The 26,113-nt window shown below is 39.8% G+C and carries 24 protein-coding genes and 2 pseudogenes; 6 read left to right on the plus strand and 20 right to left on the minus strand.

The annotated features are described in order from the left end of the window. Window positions 1-69 precede the first annotated feature (69 nt). The 5 genes from ABE28_RS11700 to ABE28_RS11720 all read right to left on the minus strand — a co-directional run bounded on the left by ABE28_RS11700 (window position 70) and on the right by ABE28_RS11720 (window position 6,829). Window positions 70-1,446, minus strand: a complete 1,377-nt coding sequence (locus ABE28_RS11700; RefSeq protein WP_064465047.1) for a sigma-54-dependent transcriptional regulator — start codon at window positions 1,444-1,446, stop codon at window positions 70-72. Then, on the minus strand, window positions 1,418-3,484 hold the full coding sequence (locus ABE28_RS11705) for a transporter substrate-binding domain-containing protein (RefSeq protein ID WP_167353400.1): 2,067 nt from the start codon (window positions 3,482-3,484) through the stop codon (window positions 1,418-1,420). Before ABE28_RS11705 ends, ABE28_RS11700 begins: the two co-directional genes overlap by 29 nt. Before the next feature lie 193 nt (window positions 3,485-3,677). Beyond that, window positions 3,678-4,139: a hypothetical protein gene (locus ABE28_RS11710; RefSeq protein WP_064465045.1), complete on the minus strand. Its 462-nt coding sequence runs from the start codon at window positions 4,137-4,139 to the stop codon at window positions 3,678-3,680. 618 nt (window positions 4,140-4,757) lie between these two features. Further along, entirely contained in the window at window positions 4,758-5,078 is a 321-nt protein-coding gene (locus ABE28_RS11715) for a hypothetical protein (protein WP_064465044.1), read from the minus strand. A 125-nt stretch (window positions 5,079-5,203) separates the two neighbouring features. After that, entirely contained in the window at window positions 5,204-6,829 is a 1,626-nt protein-coding gene (locus ABE28_RS11720) for a family 14 glycosylhydrolase (protein ID WP_064465043.1), read from the minus strand. Between the two features lie 249 nt (window positions 6,830-7,078). Between ABE28_RS11720 and ABE28_RS11725 the strand changes: the two genes are divergently transcribed. Next, window positions 7,079-7,621: a ribonuclease H-like YkuK family protein gene (locus ABE28_RS11725; RefSeq protein ID WP_064465042.1), complete on the plus strand. Its 543-nt coding sequence runs from the start codon at window positions 7,079-7,081 to the stop codon at window positions 7,619-7,621. A 109-nt stretch (window positions 7,622-7,730) separates the two neighbouring features. On the opposite strand, the gene ABE28_RS11730 is transcribed toward ABE28_RS11725, so the two are convergent. From ABE28_RS11730 to ABE28_RS11750, 5 genes are all read right to left on the minus strand, one after another. Continuing rightward, entirely contained in the window at window positions 7,731-7,988 is a 258-nt protein-coding gene (locus ABE28_RS11730) for a DUF2533 family protein (protein WP_064465041.1), read from the minus strand. Between the two features lie 172 nt (window positions 7,989-8,160). Continuing rightward, window positions 8,161-8,586, minus strand: coding sequence for an OsmC family protein (locus ABE28_RS11735; protein ID WP_064465040.1), 426 nt, complete (start codon window positions 8,584-8,586; stop codon window positions 8,161-8,163). Window positions 8,587-8,876: 290 nt separating this feature from the next. Next, complete coding sequence (locus ABE28_RS11740) at window positions 8,877-10,127, minus strand: MFS transporter (protein ID WP_257390779.1); 1,251 nt, start codon at window positions 10,125-10,127, stop codon at window positions 8,877-8,879. Window positions 10,128-10,462: 335 nt separating this feature from the next. After that, window positions 10,463-11,344, minus strand: a complete 882-nt coding sequence (locus ABE28_RS11745) for a mechanosensitive ion channel family protein (RefSeq protein WP_064465039.1) — start codon at window positions 11,342-11,344, stop codon at window positions 10,463-10,465. A 21-nt stretch (window positions 11,345-11,365) separates the two neighbouring features. Next, window positions 11,366-11,758 (minus strand): sporulation protein, encoded by a 393-nt coding sequence (locus ABE28_RS11750; RefSeq protein WP_064465038.1) that lies wholly within the window; start codon window positions 11,756-11,758, stop codon window positions 11,366-11,368. Window positions 11,759-12,434: 676 nt separating this feature from the next. On the opposite strand from ABE28_RS11750, the gene ABE28_RS11755 reads away from it, so the two are divergent. Next, entirely contained in the window at window positions 12,435-12,965 is a 531-nt protein-coding gene (locus ABE28_RS11755; RefSeq protein ID WP_064465037.1) for an IseA DL-endopeptidase inhibitor family protein, read from the plus strand. A gap of 514 nt (window positions 12,966-13,479) precedes the next feature. On the opposite strand, the gene ABE28_RS11760 is transcribed toward ABE28_RS11755, so the two are convergent. Continuing rightward, the gene (locus ABE28_RS11760; protein WP_064465036.1) at window positions 13,480-14,472 is read right to left on the minus strand and encodes an HAAS signaling domain-containing protein; all 993 of its coding nucleotides are present in this window, start codon (window positions 14,470-14,472) and stop codon (window positions 13,480-13,482) included. Beyond that, window positions 14,459-14,806, minus strand: a complete 348-nt coding sequence (locus ABE28_RS11765) for a PadR family transcriptional regulator (RefSeq protein WP_064465035.1) — start codon at window positions 14,804-14,806, stop codon at window positions 14,459-14,461. Before ABE28_RS11765 ends, ABE28_RS11760 begins: the two co-directional genes overlap by 14 nt. 211 nt (window positions 14,807-15,017) lie before the next feature. Here ABE28_RS11765 and ABE28_RS24520 point away from each other — a divergent pair. Then, window positions 15,018-15,370, plus strand: a pseudogene (locus ABE28_RS24520) (glutamate synthase-related protein); the annotation flags it as partial. Window positions 15,371-15,468: 98 nt separating this feature from the next. On the opposite strand, the gene ABE28_RS11770 reads toward ABE28_RS24520, so the two are convergent. Together ABE28_RS11770 and ABE28_RS11775 are read right to left on the minus strand one after the other, a co-directional pair. Then, window positions 15,469-16,407, minus strand: coding sequence for an MBL fold metallo-hydrolase (locus ABE28_RS11770; RefSeq protein WP_064465034.1), 939 nt, complete (start codon window positions 16,405-16,407; stop codon window positions 15,469-15,471). Window positions 16,408-17,042: 635 nt separating this feature from the next. Continuing rightward, on the minus strand, window positions 17,043-17,636 hold the full coding sequence (locus ABE28_RS11775; RefSeq protein WP_064465033.1) for a hypothetical protein: 594 nt from the start codon (window positions 17,634-17,636) through the stop codon (window positions 17,043-17,045). Between the two features lie 172 nt (window positions 17,637-17,808). Between ABE28_RS11775 and ABE28_RS11780 the strand changes: the two genes are divergently transcribed. After that, on the plus strand, window positions 17,809-18,927 hold the full coding sequence (locus ABE28_RS11780; protein ID WP_064465316.1) for an NAD(P)/FAD-dependent oxidoreductase: 1,119 nt from the start codon (window positions 17,809-17,811) through the stop codon (window positions 18,925-18,927). Between the two features lie 126 nt (window positions 18,928-19,053). On the opposite strand, the pseudogene glaH reads toward ABE28_RS11780, so the two are convergent. The 6 genes and pseudogenes from glaH to ABE28_RS11820 all read right to left on the minus strand — a co-directional run. After that, window positions 19,054-19,761 (minus strand): annotated as a pseudogene (gene glaH, locus ABE28_RS11785) (glutarate dioxygenase GlaH); the annotation flags it as partial. A gap of 13 nt (window positions 19,762-19,774) precedes the next feature. Beyond that, entirely contained in the window at window positions 19,775-20,290 is a 516-nt protein-coding gene (locus ABE28_RS11790) for a HEAT repeat domain-containing protein (protein WP_064465032.1), read from the minus strand. A 694-nt stretch (window positions 20,291-20,984) separates the two neighbouring features. Further along, a complete protein-coding gene (locus ABE28_RS11800; RefSeq protein ID WP_064465030.1) occupies window positions 20,985-21,329 on the minus strand; it encodes a DUF3870 domain-containing protein in 345 nt (114 codons plus the stop codon). A 27-nt stretch (window positions 21,330-21,356) separates the two neighbouring features. Continuing rightward, window positions 21,357-22,574, minus strand: coding sequence for an L-2-hydroxyglutarate oxidase (gene lhgO, locus ABE28_RS11805; protein WP_064465029.1), 1,218 nt, complete (start codon window positions 22,572-22,574; stop codon window positions 21,357-21,359). 20 nt (window positions 22,575-22,594) lie between these two features. Then, a complete protein-coding gene (locus ABE28_RS11810; RefSeq protein WP_064465028.1) occupies window positions 22,595-23,263 on the minus strand; it encodes a GntR family transcriptional regulator in 669 nt (222 codons plus the stop codon). Window positions 23,264-23,882: 619 nt separating this feature from the next. Further along, window positions 23,883-24,455 (minus strand): site-specific integrase, encoded by a 573-nt coding sequence (locus ABE28_RS11820; protein WP_064465026.1) that lies wholly within the window; start codon window positions 24,453-24,455, stop codon window positions 23,883-23,885. Between the two features lie 841 nt (window positions 24,456-25,296). Between ABE28_RS11820 and ABE28_RS26090 the strand changes: the two genes are divergently transcribed. Beyond that, entirely contained in the window at window positions 25,297-25,422 is a 126-nt protein-coding gene (locus tag ABE28_RS26090) for a helix-turn-helix domain-containing protein (RefSeq protein WP_373921343.1), read from the plus strand. 231 nt (window positions 25,423-25,653) lie between these two features. Continuing rightward, on the plus strand, window positions 25,654-26,106 hold the full coding sequence (locus ABE28_RS11825) for a VOC family protein (RefSeq protein ID WP_064465025.1): 453 nt from the start codon (window positions 25,654-25,656) through the stop codon (window positions 26,104-26,106). The last annotated feature ends 7 nt before the right edge of the window (window positions 26,107-26,113 follow it).

Genomic DNA, 26,113 nt, shown 5'->3' on the forward strand with positions numbered 1-26,113 from the left:
CGTTTTATCTACAGGAAACCGGAAAATTTTTCCGGATATCCAGAAAAATTTGCCGGTTCAGTTGTTATCTTATTCATTTTTTGAAATGAGTTTAATTTTATCACGCAGGCTTCTTTCTGATATTTTTAGGACTTGCGCTGTTTTTTGCCGATGATTCTTACAGTAGTGCAAAGTGGCGGTTATGACTTTTTCTTCTATTTCTTTCATGGATATGCCAATGGGAACGCGAAAACTGTTATGATCATCCTCCAGCACATCTGGCCGAAAGACGAACTTTTGTTCTTGAACATATTGTGGCAGGTCTGTATCCTCCATGCATTTCGAATTTGATAGAGCTACCGCATATTCTATAATGTTACCAAGCTCGCGGACATTCCCGGGATAATGATAATCGAGCAAAATCTGCCGTGCTGCGGCTGAAAATGTCTTGTCCTCCTGGTTCATGTCACTAGCATGTTTTTTCATATAATAATCCATCAGGATCGGTAAATCTTCTTTCCTTTCTCTAAGCGGAGGCACGGAAATGGGGATGACATTGAGCCTGAAAAATAAATCCTCCCTAAACTCCCCATCCATCACCATTTGTTCGAGATTTTTATTCGCTGCACTAATTATTCGGACGTCCAAAGATCGTTTCGTATTGGATCCGAGCGGAGTCACTTCCCGTTCCTGTAATACCCTTAATAGCTTGGCTTGGAGGGGAAGGGGCATTTCACTAATCTCATCAAGAAACAAAATGCCTCCATTAGCGGCAACGAACTTCCCATCCTTCCTGTGGGTGGCACCTGAAAAAGCTCCCTTTTCGTATCCGAACAATTCAGATTCCAGCAGCATTTCGGGTATTGCAGCACAATTGACAATTTGCATGGGCTTGTTTTTCCTTCTTCCCAGCGTATGGATGTTTCGAGCTACAAGCTCTTTGCCCGTCCCGCTTTCTCCTGTAATAAGGACACTGGAATCAATGTCTTTCACTCTTTCAATCATTGAAAAAATGCGCTGCATCGGCCTGCTGTTACCGAGAAAGTTCCCTGATCCCCTCTGCTTATCCAATTCTTCATGAAGTGTCTCCAATTGATTCGTCATCTGAGTGAATTCAGTGGCCCTAATCATAAGCAACGAAAGTTCTTCAATATTTAAGGGCTTTTCGATATAATAATAGGCCCCTTTTTTTATGGCCTCAATGGAAGTATCGATGGATGAGTAAGCCGTCATCATGATGACTGCCAGATTAGGAGCCAATTGTTTGATTTTTTGAAGGATATCAAGTCCGCTTTTATTGCCTATCCTCAAATCAAGCAGAACGATATCAAAAGGATGATTTTCAATTTTTCGAAGACCTTCATCCGGGTCTGTCGTTGCCGTGACTTGATACGAATCCTCCAATGCGAAGGTTAAGGCGCTGCAAATAGCGAGTTCATCATCGATCACTAATACATGTAACTTCATATTGATCTTCCTCCTTCATGGTTTCGGTCGTAGATAATGGGAGTAAGATGGTGAATGTCGTTCCACAATCGGGATGGCTTTTCACCTGGATATCTCCGTTGTTTTCTTTAATGAGCCTATACGATAACGTGAGTCCCAAACCGACGCCTTTATCTTTATTTGTATAAAATGGTTCGAAAATATGATTCTGATCTTCCTGCTTGATTCCTTTCCCTGTATCGGATATGCTGATCCGCCCCGTTTTTTCATTTTCTTTATTAATTGTAATTTTAATTATTTTTTCGACTTTTTCTTCCACAGCTTGAATTGAATTCAATATTAAATTAAGAATAACTTGGTGGATCTGTTGTAAATCTATATAAAAGATAAGGTTCTCATCAATTGCCTGTTCAAAATTTATTTTCTTTTTTTCCATTGTCACCTTATGGAAAGCAAGTAATGATATAAGTTCATGGGCAGGGCAATTCGTTATATTCGGCGGCCGTGGGCGTGCATATTCAATTAAATCAGTAACTATCGCATTAAGGCGGTTGACCTCATTAGGTAAATGCTCCATTAGAACTTGTCGGAATTGAGGTTTATCGTATTTGCTCGGAAGCAAGTCTATGAATGTTTTTATTGAGGTTAACGGGTTTCTAATTTCATGAGCAACCCCGGCAACCAGTTGACCAAGTGCGTGCAGCTTTTCCTGTGTGATCAATCTTTTCTCCAATGTTTTCTTCTCCGTTTCATCATTCATGGAAAGTAAGTACCCGGTATGTGACTTTTCCGTATTGAACATTTTATGCATCGAATAGGAAATCACCTTTTGCTCGTGCTGTCCATTTAAAGCTCGAATCCGAAGGGACCCTGTACCCTTTTTTTCTCCTTGTTTAGGATAGGAAGCATCGAACATCTTCAAAAACTCATTATGATTCGAAATATTCAGAATCATTTCCTTGGAAATGTTCAGGATGTCTGATGCCTTTTCATTGCAGCTTGTAATGAGGAAATCATGATTGTAGGTAATGATGCCCGCATCGATATTGTTTAATATTTGTTCTTTGAAAGCTTCACTATTCGCGAGTTTTTGGCGTTGTTTCTTTAAATCCTCATTCAATAGATGCAATGTTCGTGTCTTGGCATGAACGGATTTTTTAAGCTTTTGATTCCATATGTAAATAATGAAAAGAATGATGGCTCCTGCGGTTAATATCATGGTCAACCAAAATATGAATTGCTCCAGTCTAGCGATTTTTCGATCGGATTGCGGCATGATCCATTTATCGATGATCCCATTTAATTGTCGATTGGCTTTAAGTTCAGTGAGTGCATTGTCCATCATGAATAGTAGCGTTTGATTTCCTTGCTTTACAGCAATCGTATAATCCGCAGGTTCAATGACCTCATCAAGAATGATGTACTGTTTTTCCTTGCGGAGTTTTTTCAAATAAAATTCCGCTGTCCATTTGTTTCCGATGAATACATCTGCGCGTCCATTCAATAACGTTAACACTCCGGAGTATTGATTCGATACAGTCGTTAAGTTGGTATTTCTCATATTGAGAAAAGTGCCGATTACTGGAGTTGTATGGTCCAGGACTACGTGGGCATCGCGTAAATCCGTCAGCGTATGGATATCCTTTTTCCTATTGCTTGGGATGATGATCGATTGGGACATGGTAAAGTAAGGCTGGGTGAAATCAAGTTGATTATCTTTTTCGATACTATAGGTACTGCCGACAAGGGCATCGATCTCACCATTCATTAATGCTTTTTCCGCTTCTTGTATCTCCATCGGAACATACTCGAAAACAGCACCGCTATTTTTTGCTATTTCCTCCATTAATTCAATATTGATGCCGTCCATTTCATTGGCTTCATTTTTAAATGAAAATGGAGGGAGGGCAGTTTCGACCGCAATGATGAAGGTTTTTTGTTCAGCCAAAACATCTGAAGACCACGGTATTTGCCCAAAGGATGCACAACAAACTAGACTTAAAAATGCCATAAGGTTCTTTTTGATTAAAAAGCCCTCCTTTCTTTGATAGTCATGCAAGCAACATTCCCTTCCCAAAAACGTCATGATACTACTATTTCTCCGATTACGCCTTGAACCCTTTTTAAATATGTTAAATGATGAGGGTAATCTGACACAATTCAACAAGAATCTACATGTGGCTTCATGTTAAATCAATGGATATAAACCCAGCATTCAATGCTGGGTTTCAGTTGGATTTCACTAATAGTCTTTATTTTTCACTTTCGAGTGCTTTTAGCATTTGTCTTAAGGCTCCAAGATGATAAGCGGAATGGGCGATGGTCGCATTCACATTTGTTAGCCATTCCTCTAAATCGATTGTATCGATTTCGGCTAAAAGAGTGTGGTATTCAGTTTGTAGCCCTTCCTTGATTTCGGTCCATTTTGCCTCATCAACTTGAGAAATGGTCCAGCTAGCACCCCAATCCTTTTCAAACTCCTCGCCACTGATCATCGTCCGGATCACCCATAAATAATAACGGATGTGGTCAGCGTGAGCGGCTATAGTCGATCCGTGAATGGAAAGAGATGCATCTTCCGCGCCGACATCTTCAAGAGTGCCAAAAATGCCTGCATTCGGTCTTGTATCTGTATAATAGCTTCCTCCATTTTCCGGTCCCTCAAACGTCTCATTCAAAAGCATTTTTAGCGATTCCGCCAACGTCTTCCCCATTTTCCATTCCCCTTTCAAGCGTTATAATTTGCTTCAACCTTTATCATACACCATGAAGATCCCACATTTGGATTTATTTTGAAAGAACATTTTGCTTTCAAGCCTCCCATACTCCCGTTAGCATATGATGAAACCGGAAGAAAACGAAAAAATCCTTCGCAAAATGTCTGATGAAGCACATGCGTTGCAAAGTGAAAAAATAAAAGGGTGTAATAGCTAGTGCTTATAGGTGGATACGCTGCGAGCAGCCAAAGGTTACGATACTAAATCAAATGTTTCACGGGGACACCACCATATGACCCTCTTCGGTGTTCCAATTTCTTCGCCTGCCCTCTAAACGGCGGGCAAAGGAGATATTGCCGGGAGAGCACATAGGGGAGATCTTGCATACGAAAAAGAGCCAAGGGCGGACTGACCTCGGAAAGAAGGGTGCATGAAGTGGAAAGTAACGTTCAAGCGGAAGCTTTCCAACAGAGCTTTTCTGCGTTCTAACGGAGTTTAACAACACAAAAAACGTAGCCAAACTCCGGGATCATCGAGTTTAGCTACGGTCTGAGAGGATTAACCTTCATTTTACATTAGCTTATATTGGTAGTTCATATAATCATGAGCAGCCTTTTAGCAGTTTCCTAGACGCTCATCCAAAGACAAAATCCGAAAGGTAGACTCTTGGTCTCTGCACAAGCCGCCCATAACTATTTGATTATCTTTAGTAATGGTGACATATCTGAACGTTTCATCGTTGTTCATGTTAATAGTGGTTTCCGGTGTCGTTTCCATCTTTGCAAAGCCTTGTTCTGTGTACGTAAGCGGAAGTAAGTCATCCAATCCTTCATCTGGGCTACCGAGCCACTTAAACATAAAATCCTTCAATGAAAATTGTTCGATCATCGATAAATGCTCTTTAAAAATTAATTGATCTCTTGTTACTTCTTTCAACTTATCCACTCCTCAATCGTATTTAAGTGTATATGGATAAACGGCTAACATCAAGAGCATTCCAATGACAAACGATTTACATTTAGATTACGGCTTTCACTTAGGTTCGCAGTCACCCTTACAAACTACCAGGAAGATGTATACGCACCTTTGCCAGCCATTGGGGTGGTTAGATTTTTATTCTCACCTTGCTGCCATGTAATCTTGCCATTTTCATCTTTCATGATGAACTTGAATTGATAAGATTGATTGGCAGCTAAACGGAAGGTTCCGCTCCAATTGCCTTTTTCACTTTGAGTCAGTTTATATTCATAATCGACTGGATTCCACCTTCCGATTTCCCCTCTATCTCCAATTAAGTATACCCCCCGTGTCGCTGGGACATTATCAACGGTGAATGTAACCGGAATCGATTTGCTTTGCAATTTATCCGCCAACAATCGTAACTCTGCTGTTGGATTTCCTTTATCATCGAATAAATAGGACATTCTTAAGAAGGTGAAACCATCAAAACCATAGTTGAAAACCATTTCCGCTATATTATCATAGCTACCTACATCGTTGATGGCTAAGGCGTTTTCACCGTTAAGCGATAGACCCTTTTTTGTAGCCAATGTAGCAATTTGCGCAACCAATGTTTTAGGTGAGCTATACTGGGGCGCCGTTTGAGCGGCGGAGTCCCCCATTTCCAAGCATGTGAAGGTGAGGGCCAATTTGGATTTCTTGAATTGATCAAGAAGTTGGGAGTAGTTATAGTACCCAGCACTATACTCGGCCGAATGTGGCATGAACGGATCATTCATTTTCCAATGGACTCCTGAGATTTTAGCTCCAATGGGAACTTTGAAGACACGATCAAAATGCTTATGGGCCAATCTTGAGATACTTGCAAGATGTTTTTCCAGTGTTCCCTGATACCATTTCATAAAGTCTATTCCAAATGCAGTGTCAATTGCACCGCCTACCTTGAAAAATTCATCTCCGTTATTTGGCGGCTGAATCTCATCCCAGTTCGTATACCTTTTTCCCCAAGCGACATTAAGTTTGGTTATCGATGCATATTTTTCTTTCATTGAAAGCCTGAAATCCGATTTCGCACCATCTGTATAAGCTTGAAGTTCCCCCCTTCCCGGATATTTCCAACCATTCGTTTTCTGATAGGAAGGATATCTTAATTCCCCTGCCGGTCCTGCACTTAAGTATATTTTTGCAATCAAATTTCTTTTATCTGAGAAATTCTTTGCAAAGGACCTGTACAATTCCTCATATTGAATTGAGGTACCTTCCCACCAAGGGGCGAGTACTTCTTTATTCCAGTCCCCGCTTTCGCTCTTGAATGCCATGTTTTCGGCAGAGTCTTCCTTCCAGAGCCAGCTAGGAATGGGATAGCTGCAAACATCTCCTACATTTTCGCCACATTGATGTGTGGACAAAATGGGGACCCATTTTAAACCGGATGCCTCCACTGCCTCACTGTACTTTTGATAATAAGACCAATCAAACTGATTATCTTTTTCACTCTCGACCAGCCCCCACCATATATCTGTCGTTATGGCGTATACACCATTTTCCTTCAGTAGCTCCAACTCCGCTCTAAAGGCGTCCCAGTCTGTTATTTGACCCAATGGCGCCATGACATAGAGCCTGTAATCTGGTTTGACTTCTGCAATTCCAGCTGAATCACTTGATAAAGGAACAAAATAAAACATGAATTTGAAAACGCCAGTCGATAATTTTCCCAAAAAAACCATCCTTCCCTCATCAATAATGGAAGCAATACATATATAAAAATGGTCAGGAAATTGTTCTTGATGCTAATCGATAAAAAGGGCGGCTTGTACCAAAAGTATATTTCAATTGGGAATATTTATCAATCAGTTTCATCACAATGCTAAGGGCCCGTTCAATCTAATGGCCTTCATCTCAGCACGAAACAAGTTCTTGCTTCATATGATGTGTTATGGGGTGTACAGGAAAATGGAAGGGTTGGGTGCTGATATATGAGACAATCTCCAATTTATAATATTCCGTTTCAAAATATCCAAGAAAAAAACATGTCCTTTGAAGTGGTCTTCAACCATATTGCGGAGTTTATGAAATTAAATCCAGCCGGTAACTTTCGTCTTATGATCGGCACTGATTCGCAGGTACATAAAAAACATACAGTATTCATCACTGGCATCGTAATTCGGCAGGTCGGAAATGGAGTTTGGGGCTGCATAAGGAAAGTGATGATTCCTAGAAGGATGACGCAATTACATGAACGAATTTCGTATGAATTGTCATTAACCGAGGAGCTCGTTTCCATGTTTACGGAAGAAAGAAAAAACCAGCTAATTGAAATTGTCCTTCCTGCCGTTTATCAAGGAGCCACCTTCACTATGGAGGGCCACATTGATATAGGAATAGGAAAACGGAACAAAACGAGTGAGTTCGTAAAAGAAATGGTCGCTAGGATGGAATCGATGGGAGTTGAACCGAAAATAAAACCTAATGCTTTCGTGGCTTCAAGCTATGCCAACCGATATACAAAGAACGAGTAAAGGTTGTGCGTTCACTATTAAAATAATTTAACGAAAATGACACCCATTTGTATAATGAGTGTCAGTCCTGCCGTTTCAAGCCACCTTTTCACCTGGGCAATTGTGCAGCCTATGCTAATTTCCCCACATATGTACGGACCATTTCGGCGGTAACCATTTTCCGAGTAGGTATAAATCTTTCATTTGCCAAAGCGTTGATTTGGATGGTGATCATATTGATGGAGTCTGTTGTAAAATCCTTTTCAGCCTTACATAATTCAATCGCTTCTTGAATATAGTCTTCCCGTTTTTGATCCAAAAACGAAAATTCAGTGAATTCCTTGTTTTGCTTTTGGGCATGTAACGTTATAGCCTTATGTACACTCATATCCACCACTCCTAATGTTTTGTTTTGTCGATACCTTCATATTAACAAGTTTATGGGGGAAATTAAAGGATTAATAAAGCTGGATCACCAGTCTCCAACGCTCTAGCCAAACGCACTGAAAAAGCCCTTGAAGCGGTGGCTCAAGGGCTTTCGGGATGTCGTCACTTATAAACTATACTTTCTGTTGCCCCTTGGCCCCGTTGATGGAGTAGCTCACTGCCATGCTTGCATTCAAGGAGTGATATACGGAACAGTACGTATCCTTCGATAAACGGATGGCGCGAACCACTTTATCCTCCGGAAGCTCCCCTTCCAGTAAATAATGGATATGATAATGCGTAAAGCGTTTAGGATTTTCCTCGGCCCGTGTCCCGTCAATTTCCATTTGGAAAGAAAGCGGCTCCAAACGCATTTTTTTCAAGATCATGACTATATCAATCCCTGTACAGCCTGCCAAGGATTGTAAAAGTAACTCGGTCGGTCTCGCTCCGCTATTTTGTCCCCCTACATCCTCTGCAGCATCCATCTTTACTTCATGACCTGACGGGGTGGTTCCGGAAAAGGCCAAATCCCCTGTCCATTTAATGTTTGTCTTCATTTTTATCAATCCTTCCCTGCTCTTTATTCTTAGGTGAAACGTTCGGAGAGACCCTCCGGCGTGTATGAAAATTTTTTGAAAAATATTGTGAACAACGTCAAATCATGTGGAGAATTTGTGGTAAGAAGGTTTGTATTTATTTTATGTAGTATAGCTTGAAAATATCTAATAAAAATTTTCATAGGTAAAGTAATGCTGGCAAGGCCTATTAATCATTAATAAAAATCTGAAGTTCACGGATGGAAAAAAGCAGGGAGTACCTTCCCTGCTCTTATATACGCATGTTTATACTACTGGATGTCCAGGGATTTCGTTTCAGCCTTCTGGTTGTATAAAGGTAAAATGAAAACCATCCCAAGAATAAAAAAGAAAGCGGCGATTTCAAACATGGCAATGAGTGAAAATTGCTCTTTCAACATGCCTGCAACACTCATGGTCAATACCATCGAGCCAGTGAATAGTGGCGTTAATATTCCATTGACCCTTCCAATGAACGCACCTTCCGTCCGTTGCAATATCAGGGTATTGATTCCAATTTGGATACAAGGCAGCATAAGACCATTAAAGAACTCGGCTGTAAGTGTGAGCCAAAGATTCGTCGACAGCCCGAGTACTGCCAATCCAATGGCATTTATGAGCATTCCTAGGGCTAATAACCGTTGTGGTGCCACCTTTTTGGCAAAGATCATCACACCTGCTCCGCCTAAGATCATGCCTACACCATTCATCATGAATAACCATTGGAGATTTTCCTTAGGCAGCCCTAAACGTTCGGTAACAAGGAAGATGGATAAAGGCTGAATGAAGCCAAGACCGAGTCCTGCTCCAAGAAAACATAATCCAAGCAAACTCAGTTCTTTTTTATGAAGTACATAGCTCACTCCACTTTTCATTTCCTGCCATAATGTCGTTTTACCGGCTTCTTCATCCAATTTCCGATCCTTCGGAAGGAATGTGAGGGCGACTGCCGAAAGTAAAAACGCTACACCCGTAATGGCTATCGAGATGTTGATTCCAAACGATTGGAAAGCAAATGTACCGAGTATCGGTCCTAACACCATGAATACCGCAAATACGGTTTGATACACAGACATTCCTGTTTGAATTTGACTCTCGGGCAAATGCATCTTAAATAACTTCATGCCCGATGGCTGGGAAAATTGGGAAAGGATCGCCGAAATCAATGTCGCAAAAAACACTACCTTCCAAGTTCCGAAGATAAGGGCGATAAGCACGGCGAATACGGATAATGCACTTAAAATATCGCACCAAACCATCGTTTTTTTAGGGCTCCAGCGATCTGCGAACGTTCCGCCAATAAATGAAAAAATAAAAATCGGGGCAAATTCCGCCACGGAAATCATGGAAATCGCAAAGGCATCTCCGTTGGTCTGTTCCATGACAAACAGCAAAACGGCAAAATTCCGGACCCATATCCCTATTTGTAAAAATAATCCGGAAAAGATGATAGCACGAAAAACAGGGTTCATAAATATGTTGGATTCTTTTTTACTTAAAGGTGCCAATGTATTTTTTCCCAATATAAAACCTCCTGCTTTAGTATCTGGACAGGAGGTGGCATAATACAAATTAATAAGGCAAAATATCCCTGAAGAAGGGGACACAATGATCTTGTTTGTACATACCAATCCTATCCAGAAAAAAATCGTATTTAACACGCTTTTCCCTTAAAGAATAGGATTAAATGATCATTGTCTAAAGTCACCCTTCCATTTTATGTTAATTACATGATAATCGACTCCTTTTGAATAATCAAGGTTAATTTTTCATTTTTTATGTAAGACGAATTTTTTAAAACAGAAATACCTTGATAATAAGTAAATGAATGGGCTCCATTTTAGCGGGATGTTCCTTTTTAATTTTCAATCAAGCGTTCATGATTAGGGTCTGCCTGGACGAGCAAATGAGAAGATGGCATTAAGATACGATGCTCATGTAACGCAGACATCATTTCAAACCTTACATTTCTTGACGTTTCAAAGTAATCGTCAGGCTTCACAAGTCCCACTATACATAGCTCATAGCCCACATATTTGAAACCCGGATTTAAATCGGTAATGCCGATATATCGAAAATCTTCTTCAGGTGTGCCGTCCTCGAACCTTAACAGGCTTTCACCAAATTTCTCATTACAGGTAAGGCAAATAACTTCAAGCAACCGTTTCACCTTGTCTGGTTGTTCCTGATAACTTACCGTGATTCGCTCAATGATCCGCATTCTCCCTTTATTAAAATTTTGAATCGTCCTAATCTCGCTGTGTGGAATGGTCAGCAGTTTTCCAGACCATTCCCTTATCTGCATGAACCGAATGCCGATTTCCTCGACTGTTCCGGAACTCGTCCCATTGAATGCCACGAAATTCCCGACGCGGAATTCATTATCTGACAGCCTTACAAACCCCAACAAAATATCCTTGAGCATTTGTTGAGCGGCAAATCCAATCACGACCCCTACAATACCGGCTCCAGCTAGTATCCCTTTTAAGTCTATGAACTGTCCGATCACATAAATGAGGAAAAGTGCGGAAATTCCGTACCTAAGAGAAGAACGTGTAACACCTTGTATCGTTTTTTCCACTTCTTCCTCGAAAAAACTTGACCTTTTGAAGAACCATTCTACCATCTTATTCAAAACGTAATAAACTACCATTAGCAGCAGTGCTAAAATGAATAGCCTCATTAATAGGAATTCTTCCAAATATTTAAAAGCACGCTCCGTAATATCAAAAATATTCAAGTTGCCAACTCCATTTCCGGCTTATTCAGAATCGATTAAAATCCAATCATCATCCTTGCCAATTATTCCTTTATCAAGAATAAGCCTCGTTTTCAACCGATAGGAAACCTCGCGTTTATAAGGCTCCTTTAGCATTGGCAGACAAAAGTTAAAAGGAATTTCATTACTTTCCCCAGAATTTATTCCTCTGGAAGATAAAATGGTGCTCGTCTTCAAGATTTCTTCCTTTCCCGTAGAATGAGTATCCATGATGAGATCACATTCTATCCTTCTTATTCTTTGCTCAAGGGTACCACCCTTAATCAAGAAATAGCCATTTATGCATTCTCCAGATTTATACGTATTTTTCGGAAGGATTAAGTCGATCTGTGCAGATCCTATTCCTAAAAGTAACAAAGATTTTCTCAGTATCAAAGAATACACTCCATTTATATTTATTTGTTTTTTCCTTTTCATCATATCTTGATGATGATCTACTTAAAAAAACCTTTACCGATTTCGGTAAAGGTTTTTCGAATAGAAAAAAGACCTTTACCAACAGGTAAGGTCTGGCTAACAGCAAGATGCTGCCAACAACGCCGAGAGCTTGGAGCTCCGTAATGACGACATTGCTGTTAAAGCTACTCCCCTTAGGAGATTATATTCATTATCATACGGTAGAATTGGAAAGTTTGTCAAACCTTTATGTATAGTCATATAAGATATGGAATAAATAGTGAGGAACTGGTCTGAATTTTGTTAATGGTTGGAATTTACTCTCTAGGTTTTACCTGAACTTGTTCAGGGAATAAGAATTATACATCAGGAAACCATGGATACTTTACTTCCATATATATCTTGATAGTCGGTCTGTTAATTACAAGAGGTTGTCTTAATCATCGGTACGTCCGGAACGAAAAGCGCATGATTCATAAAAGAAAGAATAAAATGAACAAAATGTGTATGTATTTAAAGAAACGTAAAAAAAATGATTATTTTAGAAGATTTTCTTTTACTTCTGTCAAACTTGTTGTAATATAAATGTAACAATTGTAATATTAATTACACTTTCGTTACATAATCATCCTAATAGGGATTGGAGAGAGAAAGTATGAATAAAATATCAGGTTTGCTATTATCCATCATTTTGTTATTCACATTGAGCACAGGGGCAACAGCTCAAACGACATCACAGAATCTATCTGACACAAATGCACTTAAAATAGCCGATAATGCGAGTAAACATTTTTGGAATGCGTTACATGGCTACAAAACTCAATCATGCACACAAAAAACATTCAGCTATAAAGGAACAGAGTACTCCTATCTTTGCCAGGAATTCAATACAAAAGATAAGCTGGTTACTTATTTAGGAGAAACATTTACTGATAATGCGATTGAAAAAGGGTTAACAAACTATAATTACATGACACATAAAGGTAAATTAGCCCGTCCAATCGGCGATGGCGATGGCATGCTAGAATGGAAAAAAGCCAAAATCAAATCTGTTCAACAAAAACAAAACGTAAGAACCTATAACTTAACCGTCCCTACCGTCGATGGCGATTCAGTCAAAAGAACGGTTACGTTCACCAAATCCGGATCCACTTGGAAAGTGAATCAATTCGATGCAGTCCAATAATCTATGATCTGAAGGCCTCTCATATGTCGATAACCATATGGGGGCTTTTTTTGTTTTTTTCCTTAGGAACCGTAAACGCTGCCTGTGACTGGGATTCCTACCTCTAAATTATTGAACCCCTCTTTGCACAATGATGGGATTTCCCCCTACTATTGATTTATTTGACCCATATAACAGTTAACCAGATACCCATAAAATATAGATTCGAAAATTGGTTCCTTAAATAGATCCTTGCCACACAAAAATTGACGGTTAAATTGTGAGCTTATGGTGATTTATTGGAAGGTTTGTGCTTTATTTTAGCTTAAATAAGTGGTTTTCCCCATCAGATTCCACTAGCTTATCCCCTCCTTCTGCGGCTACTTCCTCAAGGGTATTGCTATATGAATAAAAAGAGGATCAAATGTAGTTAAAAGCACTTCGAATAATGAAGGGAATCATAAAAAGGTTCCGGATGGGAATATCATCCGAAACCTTTTTGTAAATAAGCTGAACACAGAAAGGACACAGTGTCTTAGCGGATTTTTGCTTTCCGAAAACCTTGATAAGCATCGAATGCTGCAAAAAAGATAACGAGAAGAATCAATCCCCAGTAAATCGAGTCTTTCCATTCACCGATTGAAAATATTTTTGTCATATACGCAAGGAAATCGTCTGTCAGTAAATGCGGATTACTGATGATGATGATGAATGCAATCGTCGTGAAAAGTTGATAAAAGGTGTGGAGCCAAGCGAGCTTTAGGGTCCATTGCCCTGCCAGTAATTTATATATCGCAAGGCAGACACCTAAGATGATGATGCAGAAAATGAGTAACCAATAGGCATTCAATACCTCTTGATTAAAAGTGGGTGTTACAAAAGTGAGTCCATCTTTACTACTTTCATAAACCCCCAGAAGGCTGCTCGCATTGAAATAGAGAGCAGCGAAAATGCCGATGCCTAACAAGCCTCCAAATATTTCGACTTTAGTAATCGCTTTTTTCGCTGAGATATTCGATATCTGTTTTAAATCATCCGGTGTCCAACGTTTAAATCCTTTCGTTAAAGGCCTATGATCTTTTGAAGTATCCGTACGTTCTAAAACGGCAAATAAAAGCGTTAACCAAAAAAATACTTGAATGGCGGTACCGAAGATGCCCACGATTCCTTTTCCAATGATGATGAAGATCACTTCTATTACCGTTTTTTCACCCAAATCAACAAATGTGCCATCTCCAATCAATGAAATTAATGATAGGACGGCTGAAATTGGTAAAATCATTTTCAGAAGACTGATATAGACATCATAATAACGCGGTCCAATCAGATGCATTGGCCGATCTCGATAACCGCTTGCGAGTGTTACCGGATCTCCTAATTTTTTAAGCACCTCCTTCACGTCTTGTTCAGTATAATCCTTACAAAGCATATCTTCGATCGTAGACTGAAGCTCAAGCGCAATATCATCGCGGTTTTTTTCTGGCAGCCTGCGGGTCACTTCCTGAATATAAAGTTCAATCAGCTCCATCTTCTCCCTCTCCTTTTAACAATATATAAAGTTCTTGAGACGTTTTTTCCCATTCTTGTTTTAATTGGGTGAAAATTTCTTCTCCATAAACACTTAAAGAATAATACTTCCGCGCTCTACTTTCGGACGTATCCCAGGAGCTGGTCACCAATTCCTGTTTTTCCAGACGGCGAAGCAAAGGATATAACGTGCTTTGATCGATGGAAATTCCCGATTTTTCTAAACGCTGGACAAGCGAGTACCCATACTGTGGGATTTTTAACTGACTTAGAACCGCTAACGTCAAAGTGCCTCTTCGCAGCTCGGTGGTCAATGAATTCAGTAAAGTGCTCATATCATCACCTCTCCTCTATACTATATGTCGTACAGCATATCTTATACTATGCATCATACACTATTTTAGTTCCGACACCAATAGGAAATAACCATATTTTTCAAAAAAGCATAAAAGGTTTTCCCATATTTCGTCATTTGATTTTCGGATGCGTCCTCTTTTCAGATTCGTATCAATCGATTGATAAAATCCGCTTTACCTAATTTCGACCCTTGAAAAATACGGAATCCGAGACCAGGTCAAAATTATTGCCTCCGGAAAATTATTCACTCCCGATCGAATTGACATTGCTTTAGCAATGGGAGCGGACCTTGTGAACATTGCAAGAGGATTCATGATTTCCATAGGGTGTATCCAAATGATGAAATGCCAATCAAATGCATTGCCCTGTCGGGGTAGCCACCACTGATCCCGCTTTGCAGAAGGCACTTGTCATCGATGAATGTTACGAACTTTCTTGTTACGATTAGCGAGGGGCTGTTTCGGTTTTCAGCTGCCGCTGGACTGGATTCACCAATCCATTTTCGCCCTGAGCATATTTGCTATAAGGTGAAGATATTCTGAAAGAAGTAAAGAGACAAATTAGTGCCAGTCAATGAAAATCCACCGCCCGGATGCAATGGGCGGTGGATTTTTTTCAGGTTATTGACTTTCTCCTCCAATTAAATGGCTTGATAATACAAAAGCCCATCACGAGTGAATTTCCTGCATTGGTTATTCAAAAGCAGGTATTCAAGATGGGCCAAGGTTTCACCGACGGCGAATCTTGATTCGTGGATAGGTAAGTTTCCAAAAAGGATACTGCAGGCACTTTTTACAGTAATGGGATCTTTCATGCTTTCATGAATGACATGCAGGCGGTCTTGATGGTGATTCAATAACTCAACGATTCGTTCGTTGGCATTTCGAAATGGCTTTCCATGTGAAGGAATGACATATTCAACGTCTAACCTCTGGATTTTTTTCAAGGAAGAAAAAAACGCCTCCAACGGGTTGTCTAAGCCCTTGAACCAATACGATATATTAGGAGATATTCTAGGCAATATATGATCTGTCGAGAACAGAACGCTATTTTCCTTGTTATATAGGGAAATCAAGCCATCAGAGTGACCCGGTGTGAAAATTACCTCGTACTCGCATTTGCCAAAACGGAGCTTCATGCCTTCTTCAAGGTGATGATTGATCGTAGGATATGGTTTTACTTGTGGGATGAAGCTGCTTTCGTCACTGGATAAAGCTGTGGCTAGGTCATCTTCCATGCCACATGCAGTATAATTTTCCTTAAGGAGATTAAGTGCCGGCGCTTCCCAGTACGTTTTCCCTGCATGTTCATCCACTTGCGTCATCCACACTTCGGCATCGGTTAACTGCTGTAAGGTCCCGGCATAACCGAAATGATCTGGGTGATAGTGGGTGACGATTATATCACGAACATCATGTTTGGCAATGATCGGCTTCCATATATCCCTTGTCATTTCGTTATTTAACCCCGTATCCATGATCGTCCACCCTTTTTCGCCTTCTGCAAGAAAACAATGGACATGGTTCAATCTAAATGGCATGGGGATGGTAACTTGAGTAACTTTCAATTCATTCAGCAACTTTAACTTCTCCTTCCGATGTAACTTTCAGTTTCATTATTGAAAAGGGGTACAAATAGTACGTTAAATAAAGGTATATCATGTATCAATTCGACGAATTCCTTGAAGTTCCTCTATCCATCTTCTACATTTTTAGCTGAACGATGGATGTTCCAGCTCATGAAAAATGAAAAACGCCACTTAAAGGATCACGGCACACTGCTATCATCAACTGCTGCTTCTAACCAGTCCGTTTCACCAAGTGTCATTTCTAAGTGAGCAAACCAACTGGCCTTTGTCGCGCCATGCCAATTTTCTTGGCCGGCAAGAAACCCGCTCGCTCAAACAGTGATACTGTATATGGCTCTCCATCCGCCAATTTTAACTTAACGAGATTCTGCTCGCTAACAGACACAATCTTGATGGAATGACCAGTTGAGAACGTTTTAAAAAGCACATTTTCCGAGGCTTGAAGAAGGTTTACCAAATTAGCGAATGCTATTCGGAATCGTCAAATTAAGTGAAGTAGCTCGTCATTTTGTAGTATTACCTTGAATCGGTCTGAGAAGAGTTTAAGAAAGAAGGAGTTAAAAAGATGGAAATCGCGGATTCCTGAATCATCAAAAATAACGCCATCCATAGGATGGCGTTCGCACTTACATCTCTTCCTCTATCGTTTGAACAAGGATAAAAAGAAAATGATAGATTAAATTAAAAGCATCATCTAATGTTAGGTCTTCTCGAAACCCATTGACATTATTCAAGGCAAAATTAACATCCCAAAGTCCGTCACCTTGGTTAAACATTAAACTGAATGAACCAACGTCTTCTTGGATTTGCATTTTTAAATACGTCTTTAATGCTTCACCCATTTTTTTCTGGAATTTCAATCCGAACATCGCGTTATAGGTACCGAATACATCATCGCATTCTACTGAAAGTGCCTCCACTCCGATTAATTCGAACCAGTCGGATTCAAAGTATAGGAATTCATCTTTATTTTTTTTCAAGTACTCAATAGGCTGGGCTAAAAATGAAGCATTCTCTACTGCTATCAACTCTTCGCTCTCTTTATTACTGCGTTCGATATATGCATCGGCAAAACGTGATGTATTTTCCTTTAGCATTATAGTGGTATCTTCAGTGATTAGTTTATGCTTTTCTATATACTCCTTTTCTTCATTAAATACCTCCAGCTGGTCATTGCTGATGGTTTTTGATATGTATGCTTCCATTCGTTTTCTTAACATATGATGTCCTCCTCGTATCTTTTCAAGCTTATGCAATTTCCATCATAGCATATCCTTTCCTTAGAAAATAACTTTGTGAATGAAATTACATTGATGATTGTGGAATTTGTATCATGTCTTCGTTATAGTAATGGTAAAGCATGTATACATATAGAGAAATGAGATGTTTAAAATGCAGAAAATCATTGTCATAGGAGCAGGAATCCTGGGAGCCTCCACTGCCTATCAGCTTACTAAAAGTGGGGCTGAAGTAATTATTATCGATCGTCAGGATGAAGGACAGGCAACAGCTGCCGCAGCAGGAATCGTATGTCCCTGGATATCGCAAAGGCGGAATAAAGCATGGTATCACCTTGCTAAAAATGGAGCGGCTTTTTATCCTGCTCTGATTGATGAACTGAAACGGGATGGGGAAACCGAGACAGGTTATGCTCAAGTCGGGGCCATCAGTTTACATACCGAAGAAGAAAAACTGATGGCGATGAAGGAGAGAGCCGAAAAACGGAAAGAAGACGCACCGGAGATGGGCACGATCACATTACTTTCCCCTTCGGAAACAAAGGAATTATTCCCGCCTCTTTCCAATGAATATGCAGCTGTTCATGTAAGCGGGGCCGCTCGGGTCGATGGTCGCGCGCTTCGGGATTCTTTACTGCGTGCATCGCAAAAAAACGGCGCGAAATTAATCTACGGTGAGGCATCTCTTACATATAAAGGTTCACAGGTTAATGGTGTAACCGTCGAGGACGATTTCATATCTGCTGATCAAGTAATCGTTTGTGCTGGGGCATGGGCTTCACAATTACTGAAGCCACTTGGTGTGAATTTTAAAGTCAGCTTTCAAAAAGCCCAAATCATCCACCTTGAATCTGCTATTGAAGGGACGAATAACTGGCCGGTTGTCATGCCTCCCAGTGATCAATATCTACTTGCCTTCAATCATAATAAAATCGTTGCCGGCGCTACCCATGAAAATACGGAAGTGTTCGATACCCGAGTGACTGCTGGAGGCTTGCAGGAGGTTTTCAATAAAGCTCTGAATACCGCTCCTGGCTTGGCAAATAATGCGTTTGTTGAGGCGAGGGTCGGTTTTCGTCCGTTCACACCAGGCTTCCTGCCAGTAATCGGCCCGTTGCCTGATTGGGAAGGGATAATCATTGCCAATGGCTTGGGAGCTTCAGGTTTAACGATGGGTCCTTATATTGGCTCACAACTGGCAAACCTTGCGCTTGATCAGGAACTTGATATCGATTTGGATAAGTATGACGTAAGAGGTGCTTTGGAATGCTAGACCTTCAGCGTGGAATCGTGTATTTTCCCAGTGCGGCCTCTGCTTTTTTGGTTGTTAGCCGTCAAAAAAAGATAAATGCTACTCTTCCCTTAGGTGGCAGCATTTATCTTTAATCATTTAACGAATTTATTGGTTGAATCTTCCGCGTTGGCGCAGTAATTCACGATTCAGGTTCGGATCTTTTTCGAAAGCAGCACGGCCGTGAAGCCAAAATATATTATTGACGACAACTAAATCTCCTACAGGGAGCTCCAATTCAATTACGCTTTCATCGTTTTCCAAGGAATGCGATAAATCCCGTAAGTACTTGGCCTGTTCGATCGATTCAGGATAAACGAATTGATCGATAAAGCATATGCCAGGCTTGTTATTGTGATTAAAGAATGTCAATCTTTCAATTTCCTGATCAATGTTTTTGCTCTTTGGAGCTTTGCAAGTGAATTTTTGACTCGAAATTGGATGATTGACGTAATGATCAAGTTCTTTCCAATCGTCCAGATGCAATAAGCGAGATTCTCCACCACGGGCATTCTCTTCAATCATCTTCATCATCAATAGCCAGTCCACCGGCTCATCCACAAATGTTCCGTCCGAATGAAGCGTGAATAAACGATACGCTTGGCGCAGGTATGAATCACTGCTATCCGTATCTTGTACACTAAATCGCGCATAATATTTACCTGACATCGCATCATGGTTTGGTGTTCCAAGCAAGTATGAAATGGCTGTAGCAAAAGCCACATATTCATCGGTCTTTTCAGTGACTCCCTCCAAACCGAGGGTGAACCCTCCTGAATCCCGGTCATGAACGATGCTGCGAAGCACTTCTCCGAATTCCGCTTTTCTTTTATTCTTCCTTTATGTGGTTTCCGATGACCTTACCTAATCCTTCAATTGAGGCTAATATTTCAAAGTCACTATCACCATTTAATCTATATTCATTTAAAGCATTTACTACTTCCTCGTCGGCTTCATTCGGATTAATCATGGTAATCGCCCAACTAGCCCAAAACCTACTCTTCCCTTCTTGCTCTTTGACAACTGTCTTTAATTTCTCAAGACTGTTTTCTCCAATTCTCGATAGACTTAGAGCTGCTGAACTTCTTATTTCTTCCTGTTCATTTTGCAAACAATAGATCAATGTATTTATGGAATCTTTTGCTTGGGAACCAATTTCCCCCAGTGTGACAATAGCCATTGTTTTCAACGATTGCTCTTCTGTATCTTCAATTACTTGTATTAATTGTGGTACTGCAAGTTGTGCTTTATTTTTCAGATTTGCAATAGCTGTGAATGCCTTTACTTTATCAGTAGATTTTAATCCTTCGATGTCTTTGTTTATAATATCTTTGTCTCTATTCATAAACAGATCCTCCTTAATGAATAGTCATGATAAATACGTCCCAACAATACCCCTAAGATTTCCAACCCTAGAATCGGCAAAATATTTAGAGCTTCTAAATAGAATATTTTTTTCACGAAAGAACCGGGCAATAAAAATAAATCCCCTGTCAAAGCATGCTTTACTACACCAGAAAAAAACCATTCAGTATATGTGCTACAATTAAAAGCACTAATGCAATACTTAAAGCTATGTTACTCCAGCTAGCAAGCCCCCCATAATATAACAATCATCACTATAGATTGCGTAATATGAACATACTTATCCTTCCGAAAGATCGCCCATTCAAACCAAATAAAAGAATGAATTCCTGTTAAAAACCCTGCTTCCCACCAAGTAGGCTTTTCTGTAATATTATGAATCCGATTGAACATGGATTGATAATCTCCAAACTCAGACCAAAAATCCGCTTCTCTAATTACCTTTTTTTTAAATCTAGCATTTTGAGTAGAGACATACATCAGAATCACGGATAACAAAAAAATGGATAAAACAAGAAAGATTGATAAAGGACCTGGCTGACCATTAAAAAACAAACCAAATTGTTTGTATATATGAAAAATAAATGTCTCCGATTTGTTGGTGAAAAACCGATATAAAGACACGGAATTTATTCAAAAAAGATGAAAAAGCCAATGATAGAACCTAAGAACAATTACAGGCTTGATAGTTTCGTTTTATCTCCCGCATTAATTTGTTGAAAATGGATATCCAAGTCTTTTAATGCAGCGACCAAAGCATTCGCTGCTTTGCCCCTGTAATAGGTTTGAATTGAATCTATCGCCTCTTCGACACCATCGTTTAAACTGGTACCCTTTAATAATTCCCCGATAAACTCCCGTCCATGCTCAGTTGCCAATGTACACGAAGCCTCGAGTACAACCCCAAATTTAATATCGACTTCTGCCGTTATGGTCAACGTTTCAAATACACTTTTCGCTGCCATTCCTTGAGGTAAACGTGCATGCCCTGCAATGAATATTGTTTTACCATTAAACATGAGACTTCTTCCTCTCCATATAGGTATTTATTTTGATAATATTGCTTCCGTTAAATGCGATTGTTCCGGAATACGGCTAACAACCTCTTTTCCAATTTCAATCGAGGCCGTGGCAGCTGGAGAAGGGGCATTGCATACATGAACCGTACGTTTTCCCATGATGATGTGAAAGTCATCGACCATATTACCGTCATCCTGTAACGCTTGAGCCCTGACTCCAGCGGGTGCAGGGACTAAATCGTCCTCTGTAATATCCGGTATCAATTCCTGCAGGCTTTTCGTGAACTGTTTTTTACTGAAAGAACGGACATATTCATCCATCCCTTCCTTCATGAATTTACTGGCCAATTTCCAAAAACCTTTATAACGTAATACTTCAGTTAAATCCTTCGCATTGAAGTCGGTTTTTTTATATCCCTCCCGTTTAAAACTGAGTACGGCATTAGGTCCTGCATCAACTTCCCCGCTGATCATCCGCGTAAAATGCACGCCTAAAAACGGGAATTTAGGATTAGGAACAGGATAGATCAAGTGCTTGACGAGATAGCGTTTTTCAGGTATGAGCTTGAAATATTCACCTCGGAAAGGAACGATTTTCATGTCGGTTTTATATCCTGCTGCTGCAGCTATTCGATCACTGTGCAAGCCTGCACAATTAATGACCATCCTTGCCTTCATGGTTTTATTGCTCGTTTCGATGGTGACCTCATCAATTTCCTCGGCAATCTTTTCGACCTTAGTATTCAGCATGATTTCACCTCCGCTATCCAGGATGATGTCCGCCATTTTTTCACTTACCTGACGATAGTTGACGATGCCTGCCTGGGGCACACGTATCGCACCGAGTCCATTTACGTGCGGTTCGATTTCCCTTAACTCACCTACATCGATTTTCTGTATCGTCAGCTCATTTTGTAAACCGCGGATGTATAAATCATCTAGAAGAGGCATCTCTTCTTGCTTCGTCGCAACAATCACTTTGCCGCAAATATCATGTTCAATTCCATGTGTTTTGCAGAATTCCGTCATGGAGCGGCTTCCTTGGCGGGCAAACTTTGCCTTGAAACTGCCAGGCTTATAATAAATTCCGGAATGGATGACACCGCTATTATGTCCTGTTTGATGATCTGCAACAACCGCCTCTTTTTCAATGATCACCACTTTGGCATGAGGGTATCGCTGATATAGGGCCATACCTGTTGATAAACCTACAATTCCCCCGCCAACAATTGCAAAATCATACACATTGGACACTCCTTTTATCGTTATTTTTTTGTATTCAACAGCTCCATATAAGCGATTAGGTTATTCTTTGTCCGTAAAATGTGATATTCCACCGCTGCCCGCAGCTCTGCAGGATCGCCCCTGAGTGCAGCTTCGTAGATCATCCTGTGCTCCTTTTGGGTTTGCGGATAATAATCAATCAACAAATTGGGGGCAATGGGTGATATTCCTAACGTTTCGACCATTTTTTGAACCCTTGGCCAAGGGCAGCCTTTTCGAAGCGTTTCATGGAACGCCGCATTCAGATGAATGTAATGCTCATTAGTAACATCGGTTAATTGAAGTTTTTCCATTTCGAGCAGAATCCCTTTTAATATTTCCTTATCCTCTCCCGTTAAAAAGGGCAGCGATTTTTCGGCGGCTAGTCCTTCAAGTAGTGACCGGGTATGGTAAATCTCCTCAATATCTTCCCTCGTTATAGGTGTGACGATAGCCCCTTTATGCGGAACCATTTCGACCAACCCTTCCATTTGCAGCTGTGTCAGGGCTTCACGAATGGGCATTCTGCTTACTTTCAAGCGATCAGCCCATTCCTCTTGGATCAGTCGATCTCCCTTTTTTAAGGTTCCATTTAAAATCGCCTTTCTAAGATTTTTCGTTACATTTTGAACGATCGTTGATTTATCTTTATTGGAATTGACCTTATCCAATTCAACTTCCACCTTCCATCTATTGGATACAATTTTAACTATATCAACTAAATAAAGCGATTACAATACAGAAAATTTAAAATATTGGATACAATTCATCAACAACTTCACTATTAATCAATCATATTGGGAAATGGAATTTAGTCTGAAAGGGGATCAAATTCAATCAATCCTCTTACAATAATTGTAATTGTTCAAACCATCAATATTAAGACTGGCAGCAAAGGCTCCATTTATTGAAGGATAGTATAACCCAAAAAGAATTCTCAACAGCCTGGACTCTCATAGCCGACAAGCCATTGAAGGAATAAGGCTAAGATTTCACTTTTTATTGTGAAGGATATCCTCACTTCCCTCGTATGAATTTGTTTAATAGATAATGCAGTGAAATTATTTAACCATAATAATATTATGTAAACAATATATTGATCAATTAGCCACTTTGTGAATACAAAATGGCTAGATTTGAGGAAATCCTCTTGTTTTCGGCCCTCTTCCAATCTTCACAGCAGCGACATCCTCCTTCTTTTACAATCCAATTATATTGAAATGTGGTTTGCAAACGGTTTAGTCCTGCTATTGGAAAAATGGTACCACGGAAAAAACACGTAAATCTTCCTTAAAAATAGAAATCCATCAGCGTTTCGTCCATTAAATCCTGGGTGAGTCCTATGTATATCATCGTATCCTTTGGATTGGAGTGATTGAGGATTTGCTGCAGTAAAGCGATATCCTTAAATTTTTGATAATGCAAATAGCCGAAGGTTTTTCGGAGAGTATGTGTACCTACATCCGGAATATCCGCCATATCTGCTGCCTTGTTCAATACCCGGTATGCCTGGACCCTTGTGATCGGGCCATCCCCTTTTCGGCTCGGAAACAAATATTGTTCATTTTTCAGGTTCATTTTCCGCACATACTTCCTTACTTCTTTTCGAAGCTGAGGATTGACAAGAAACCGTTTAATTTTCTCTGTCTTTTGCTCGACGATGACGATATGCGTTCCCTCAAGAATATCTCTCACACGCAACTGTAAGAGATCGCCTATACGCAAACCAATATTAATTCCAATTGAAAACATCATATAGTCCCTATAACTGCAATACTTCAATAGAGATTTTTTCATTTTATCTATATGATCCAGACGGCGAATCGGCTGGACATTCTTAATTTTTTGAGAGGCTGACTGCATGAGTATTCCATTCCCCTTTCTCCTTCCTTCATTGTACGTGAATTGCAGAAAAAAAGGCAAGTTTTTTTAATAGATGAGCTACTTATAAACGTTGATTTAACAGGGTTTTGAATGTATCAATAGAGGTCCTTTGTTACATTCGGAATAATCTAACAATTTTGACCGTAAATCTTACTGATTCTAGCAAACTCCTTTAACGTCATTTAAAGCTTCGATATGCGATTTTATATCGTTCACGACCAATGACTCTAGTTTTTTCAAACAACACCTTTAAACGCTAAATATGGAGCTCGTCATTTTGTCTATTCTATAAATTTTCATCAGAAAAAATAAAAATTTCCACTATTTCCATTTAATTGTCTTTCACACCAATGGGATGGGAAAAACCGAATTTAGGCTGAACCATACCGCAGGGAATTATCAGCTTTGTCGATCATCGACTGATGTCCCAACCACCTATATGTTACCAATCTTAAAAACCATACATATCCAAAGCAATAGGTATGTTTATTAACAACTCTTTCATTAAAGCTACGAATATAGATGGCAACCGTTTTGGACCCTTCCATATAATCGAGGTTGGCTTCATTATAAAAAATGTATGAATTTCGTATATTTGCTAAAGAATGAATCTCTCGTCATTAACTTTGAAGGATTGAGGTTAAATATATTGGGAGGGTATACTTACGAATGAATGGACTATGAAAGATAATCACGTCGTCCATTTATTTTGGCAGCATCTAATAAAGGATGGAACTAAATCTTTTGCTTCTTCTGGAACATCTTTTTCTTAGCTTGAAATGGTTGTGAAGAGACTGAATTGGCTAAGAAATCAGCGAAATTGAAAGGTCGATATAAAAACATTCAGACATGGACAGTCAAGCTACATCATCAAGTAAGTATGACAGTAAATTACATTTGTAAAATCACCAATGTATCTGTATCTTCATTTTATAGAAAGCTATAGGAAAAGAACGAAATTCCATTTAATGAGCATTCAATGGAGTATAGGGCAGGAATATTTTGCGAGAAAGTCGAAGTTGTTTTATAGAAAAATAATTTAGGCTCGTGAATATCCAAAGTTAAGGTTCATGAAATGTTTTTCTGTTATCATGAACTGTGACAAGTTTTTTTGGAAGAGGTTTTAAAAAAATAGAACTAGTAAATAATAAATTTTTACATATAAGGAGATGAAACTATGGAGAACAACAAATTACTAAGAATGGACAATGTCGGCATCGCTGTAGAATCCCTTGATGACGCAATTTCTTTCTTCGAGGAGATTGGCTTGAACCTTGAAGGGCGAGCCACTGTCGAAGGTGAGTGGGCTGGCCGCGTAACCGGATTGGGTTCTCAGTGTGTAGAGATCGCCATGATGGTTACCCCAGATGGTCACAGTCGACTTGAACTCTCGCGATTTCTCACCCCGCCTACTATATCAGATCACCGGACTGCTCCTGTAAACGCCCTTGGTTATCTACGCGTCATGTTCACCGTTGAAGACATTGACGAAATGGTATCCAGACTCACTAAGTTTGGTGCACAGCTCGTTGGCGAAGTCGTTCAATACGAGGAATCATATCGGCTATGTTACATTCGTGGAGTCGAAGGACTTCTAATCGGTTTGGCTGAACAACTTGGCAACAAATAAGAAACAA

This window comes from Peribacillus muralis (assembly GCF_001645685.2).
Lineage (GTDB): Bacteria > Bacillota > Bacilli > Bacillales > DSM-1321 > Peribacillus > Peribacillus muralis_A.

What these genes read in the sequence shown, in the direction of transcription:
- ABE28_RS11700 (WP_064465047.1), bottom strand. Translation starts at nt 1,446, where the DNA reads ATGAAGTTACATGTATTAGTGATCGATGATGAACTCGCTATTTGCAGC.
- ABE28_RS11710 (WP_064465045.1), bottom strand. Translation starts at nt 4,139, where the DNA reads ATGGGGAAGACGTTGGCGGAATCGCTAAAAATGCTTTTGAATGAGACG.
- ABE28_RS11720 (WP_064465043.1), bottom strand. Translation starts at nt 6,829, where the DNA reads ATGGTTTTTTTGGGAAAATTATCGACTGGCGTTTTCAAATTCATGTTT.
- ABE28_RS11725 (WP_064465042.1), top strand. Translation starts at nt 7,079, where the DNA reads ATGAGACAATCTCCAATTTATAATATTCCGTTTCAAAATATCCAAGAA.
- ABE28_RS11730 (WP_064465041.1), bottom strand. Translation starts at nt 7,988, where the DNA reads ATGAGTGTACATAAGGCTATAACGTTACATGCCCAAAAGCAAAACAAG.
- ABE28_RS11735 (WP_064465040.1), bottom strand. Translation starts at nt 8,586, where the DNA reads ATGAAGACAAACATTAAATGGACAGGGGATTTGGCCTTTTCCGGAACC.
- ABE28_RS11755 (WP_064465037.1), top strand. Translation starts at nt 12,435, where the DNA reads ATGAATAAAATATCAGGTTTGCTATTATCCATCATTTTGTTATTCACA.
- ABE28_RS11760 (WP_064465036.1), bottom strand. Translation starts at nt 14,472, where the DNA reads ATGGAGCTGATTGAACTTTATATTCAGGAAGTGACCCGCAGGCTGCCA.
- ABE28_RS11765 (WP_064465035.1), bottom strand. Translation starts at nt 14,806, where the DNA reads ATGAGCACTTTACTGAATTCATTGACCACCGAGCTGCGAAGAGGCACT.
- ABE28_RS11775 (WP_064465033.1), bottom strand. Translation starts at nt 17,636, where the DNA reads ATGTTAAGAAAACGAATGGAAGCATACATATCAAAAACCATCAGCAAT.
- ABE28_RS11780 (WP_064465316.1), top strand. Translation starts at nt 17,809, where the DNA reads ATGCAGAAAATCATTGTCATAGGAGCAGGAATCCTGGGAGCCTCCACT.
- ABE28_RS11790 (WP_064465032.1), bottom strand. Translation starts at nt 20,290, where the DNA reads ATGAATAGAGACAAAGATATTATAAACAAAGACATCGAAGGATTAAAA.
- ABE28_RS11800 (WP_064465030.1), bottom strand. Translation starts at nt 21,329, where the DNA reads ATGTTTAATGGTAAAACAATATTCATTGCAGGGCATGCACGTTTACCT.
- ABE28_RS11820 (WP_064465026.1), bottom strand. Translation starts at nt 24,455, where the DNA reads ATGCAGTCAGCCTCTCAAAAAATTAAGAATGTCCAGCCGATTCGCCGT.
- ABE28_RS11825 (WP_064465025.1), top strand. Translation starts at nt 25,654, where the DNA reads ATGGAGAACAACAAATTACTAAGAATGGACAATGTCGGCATCGCTGTA.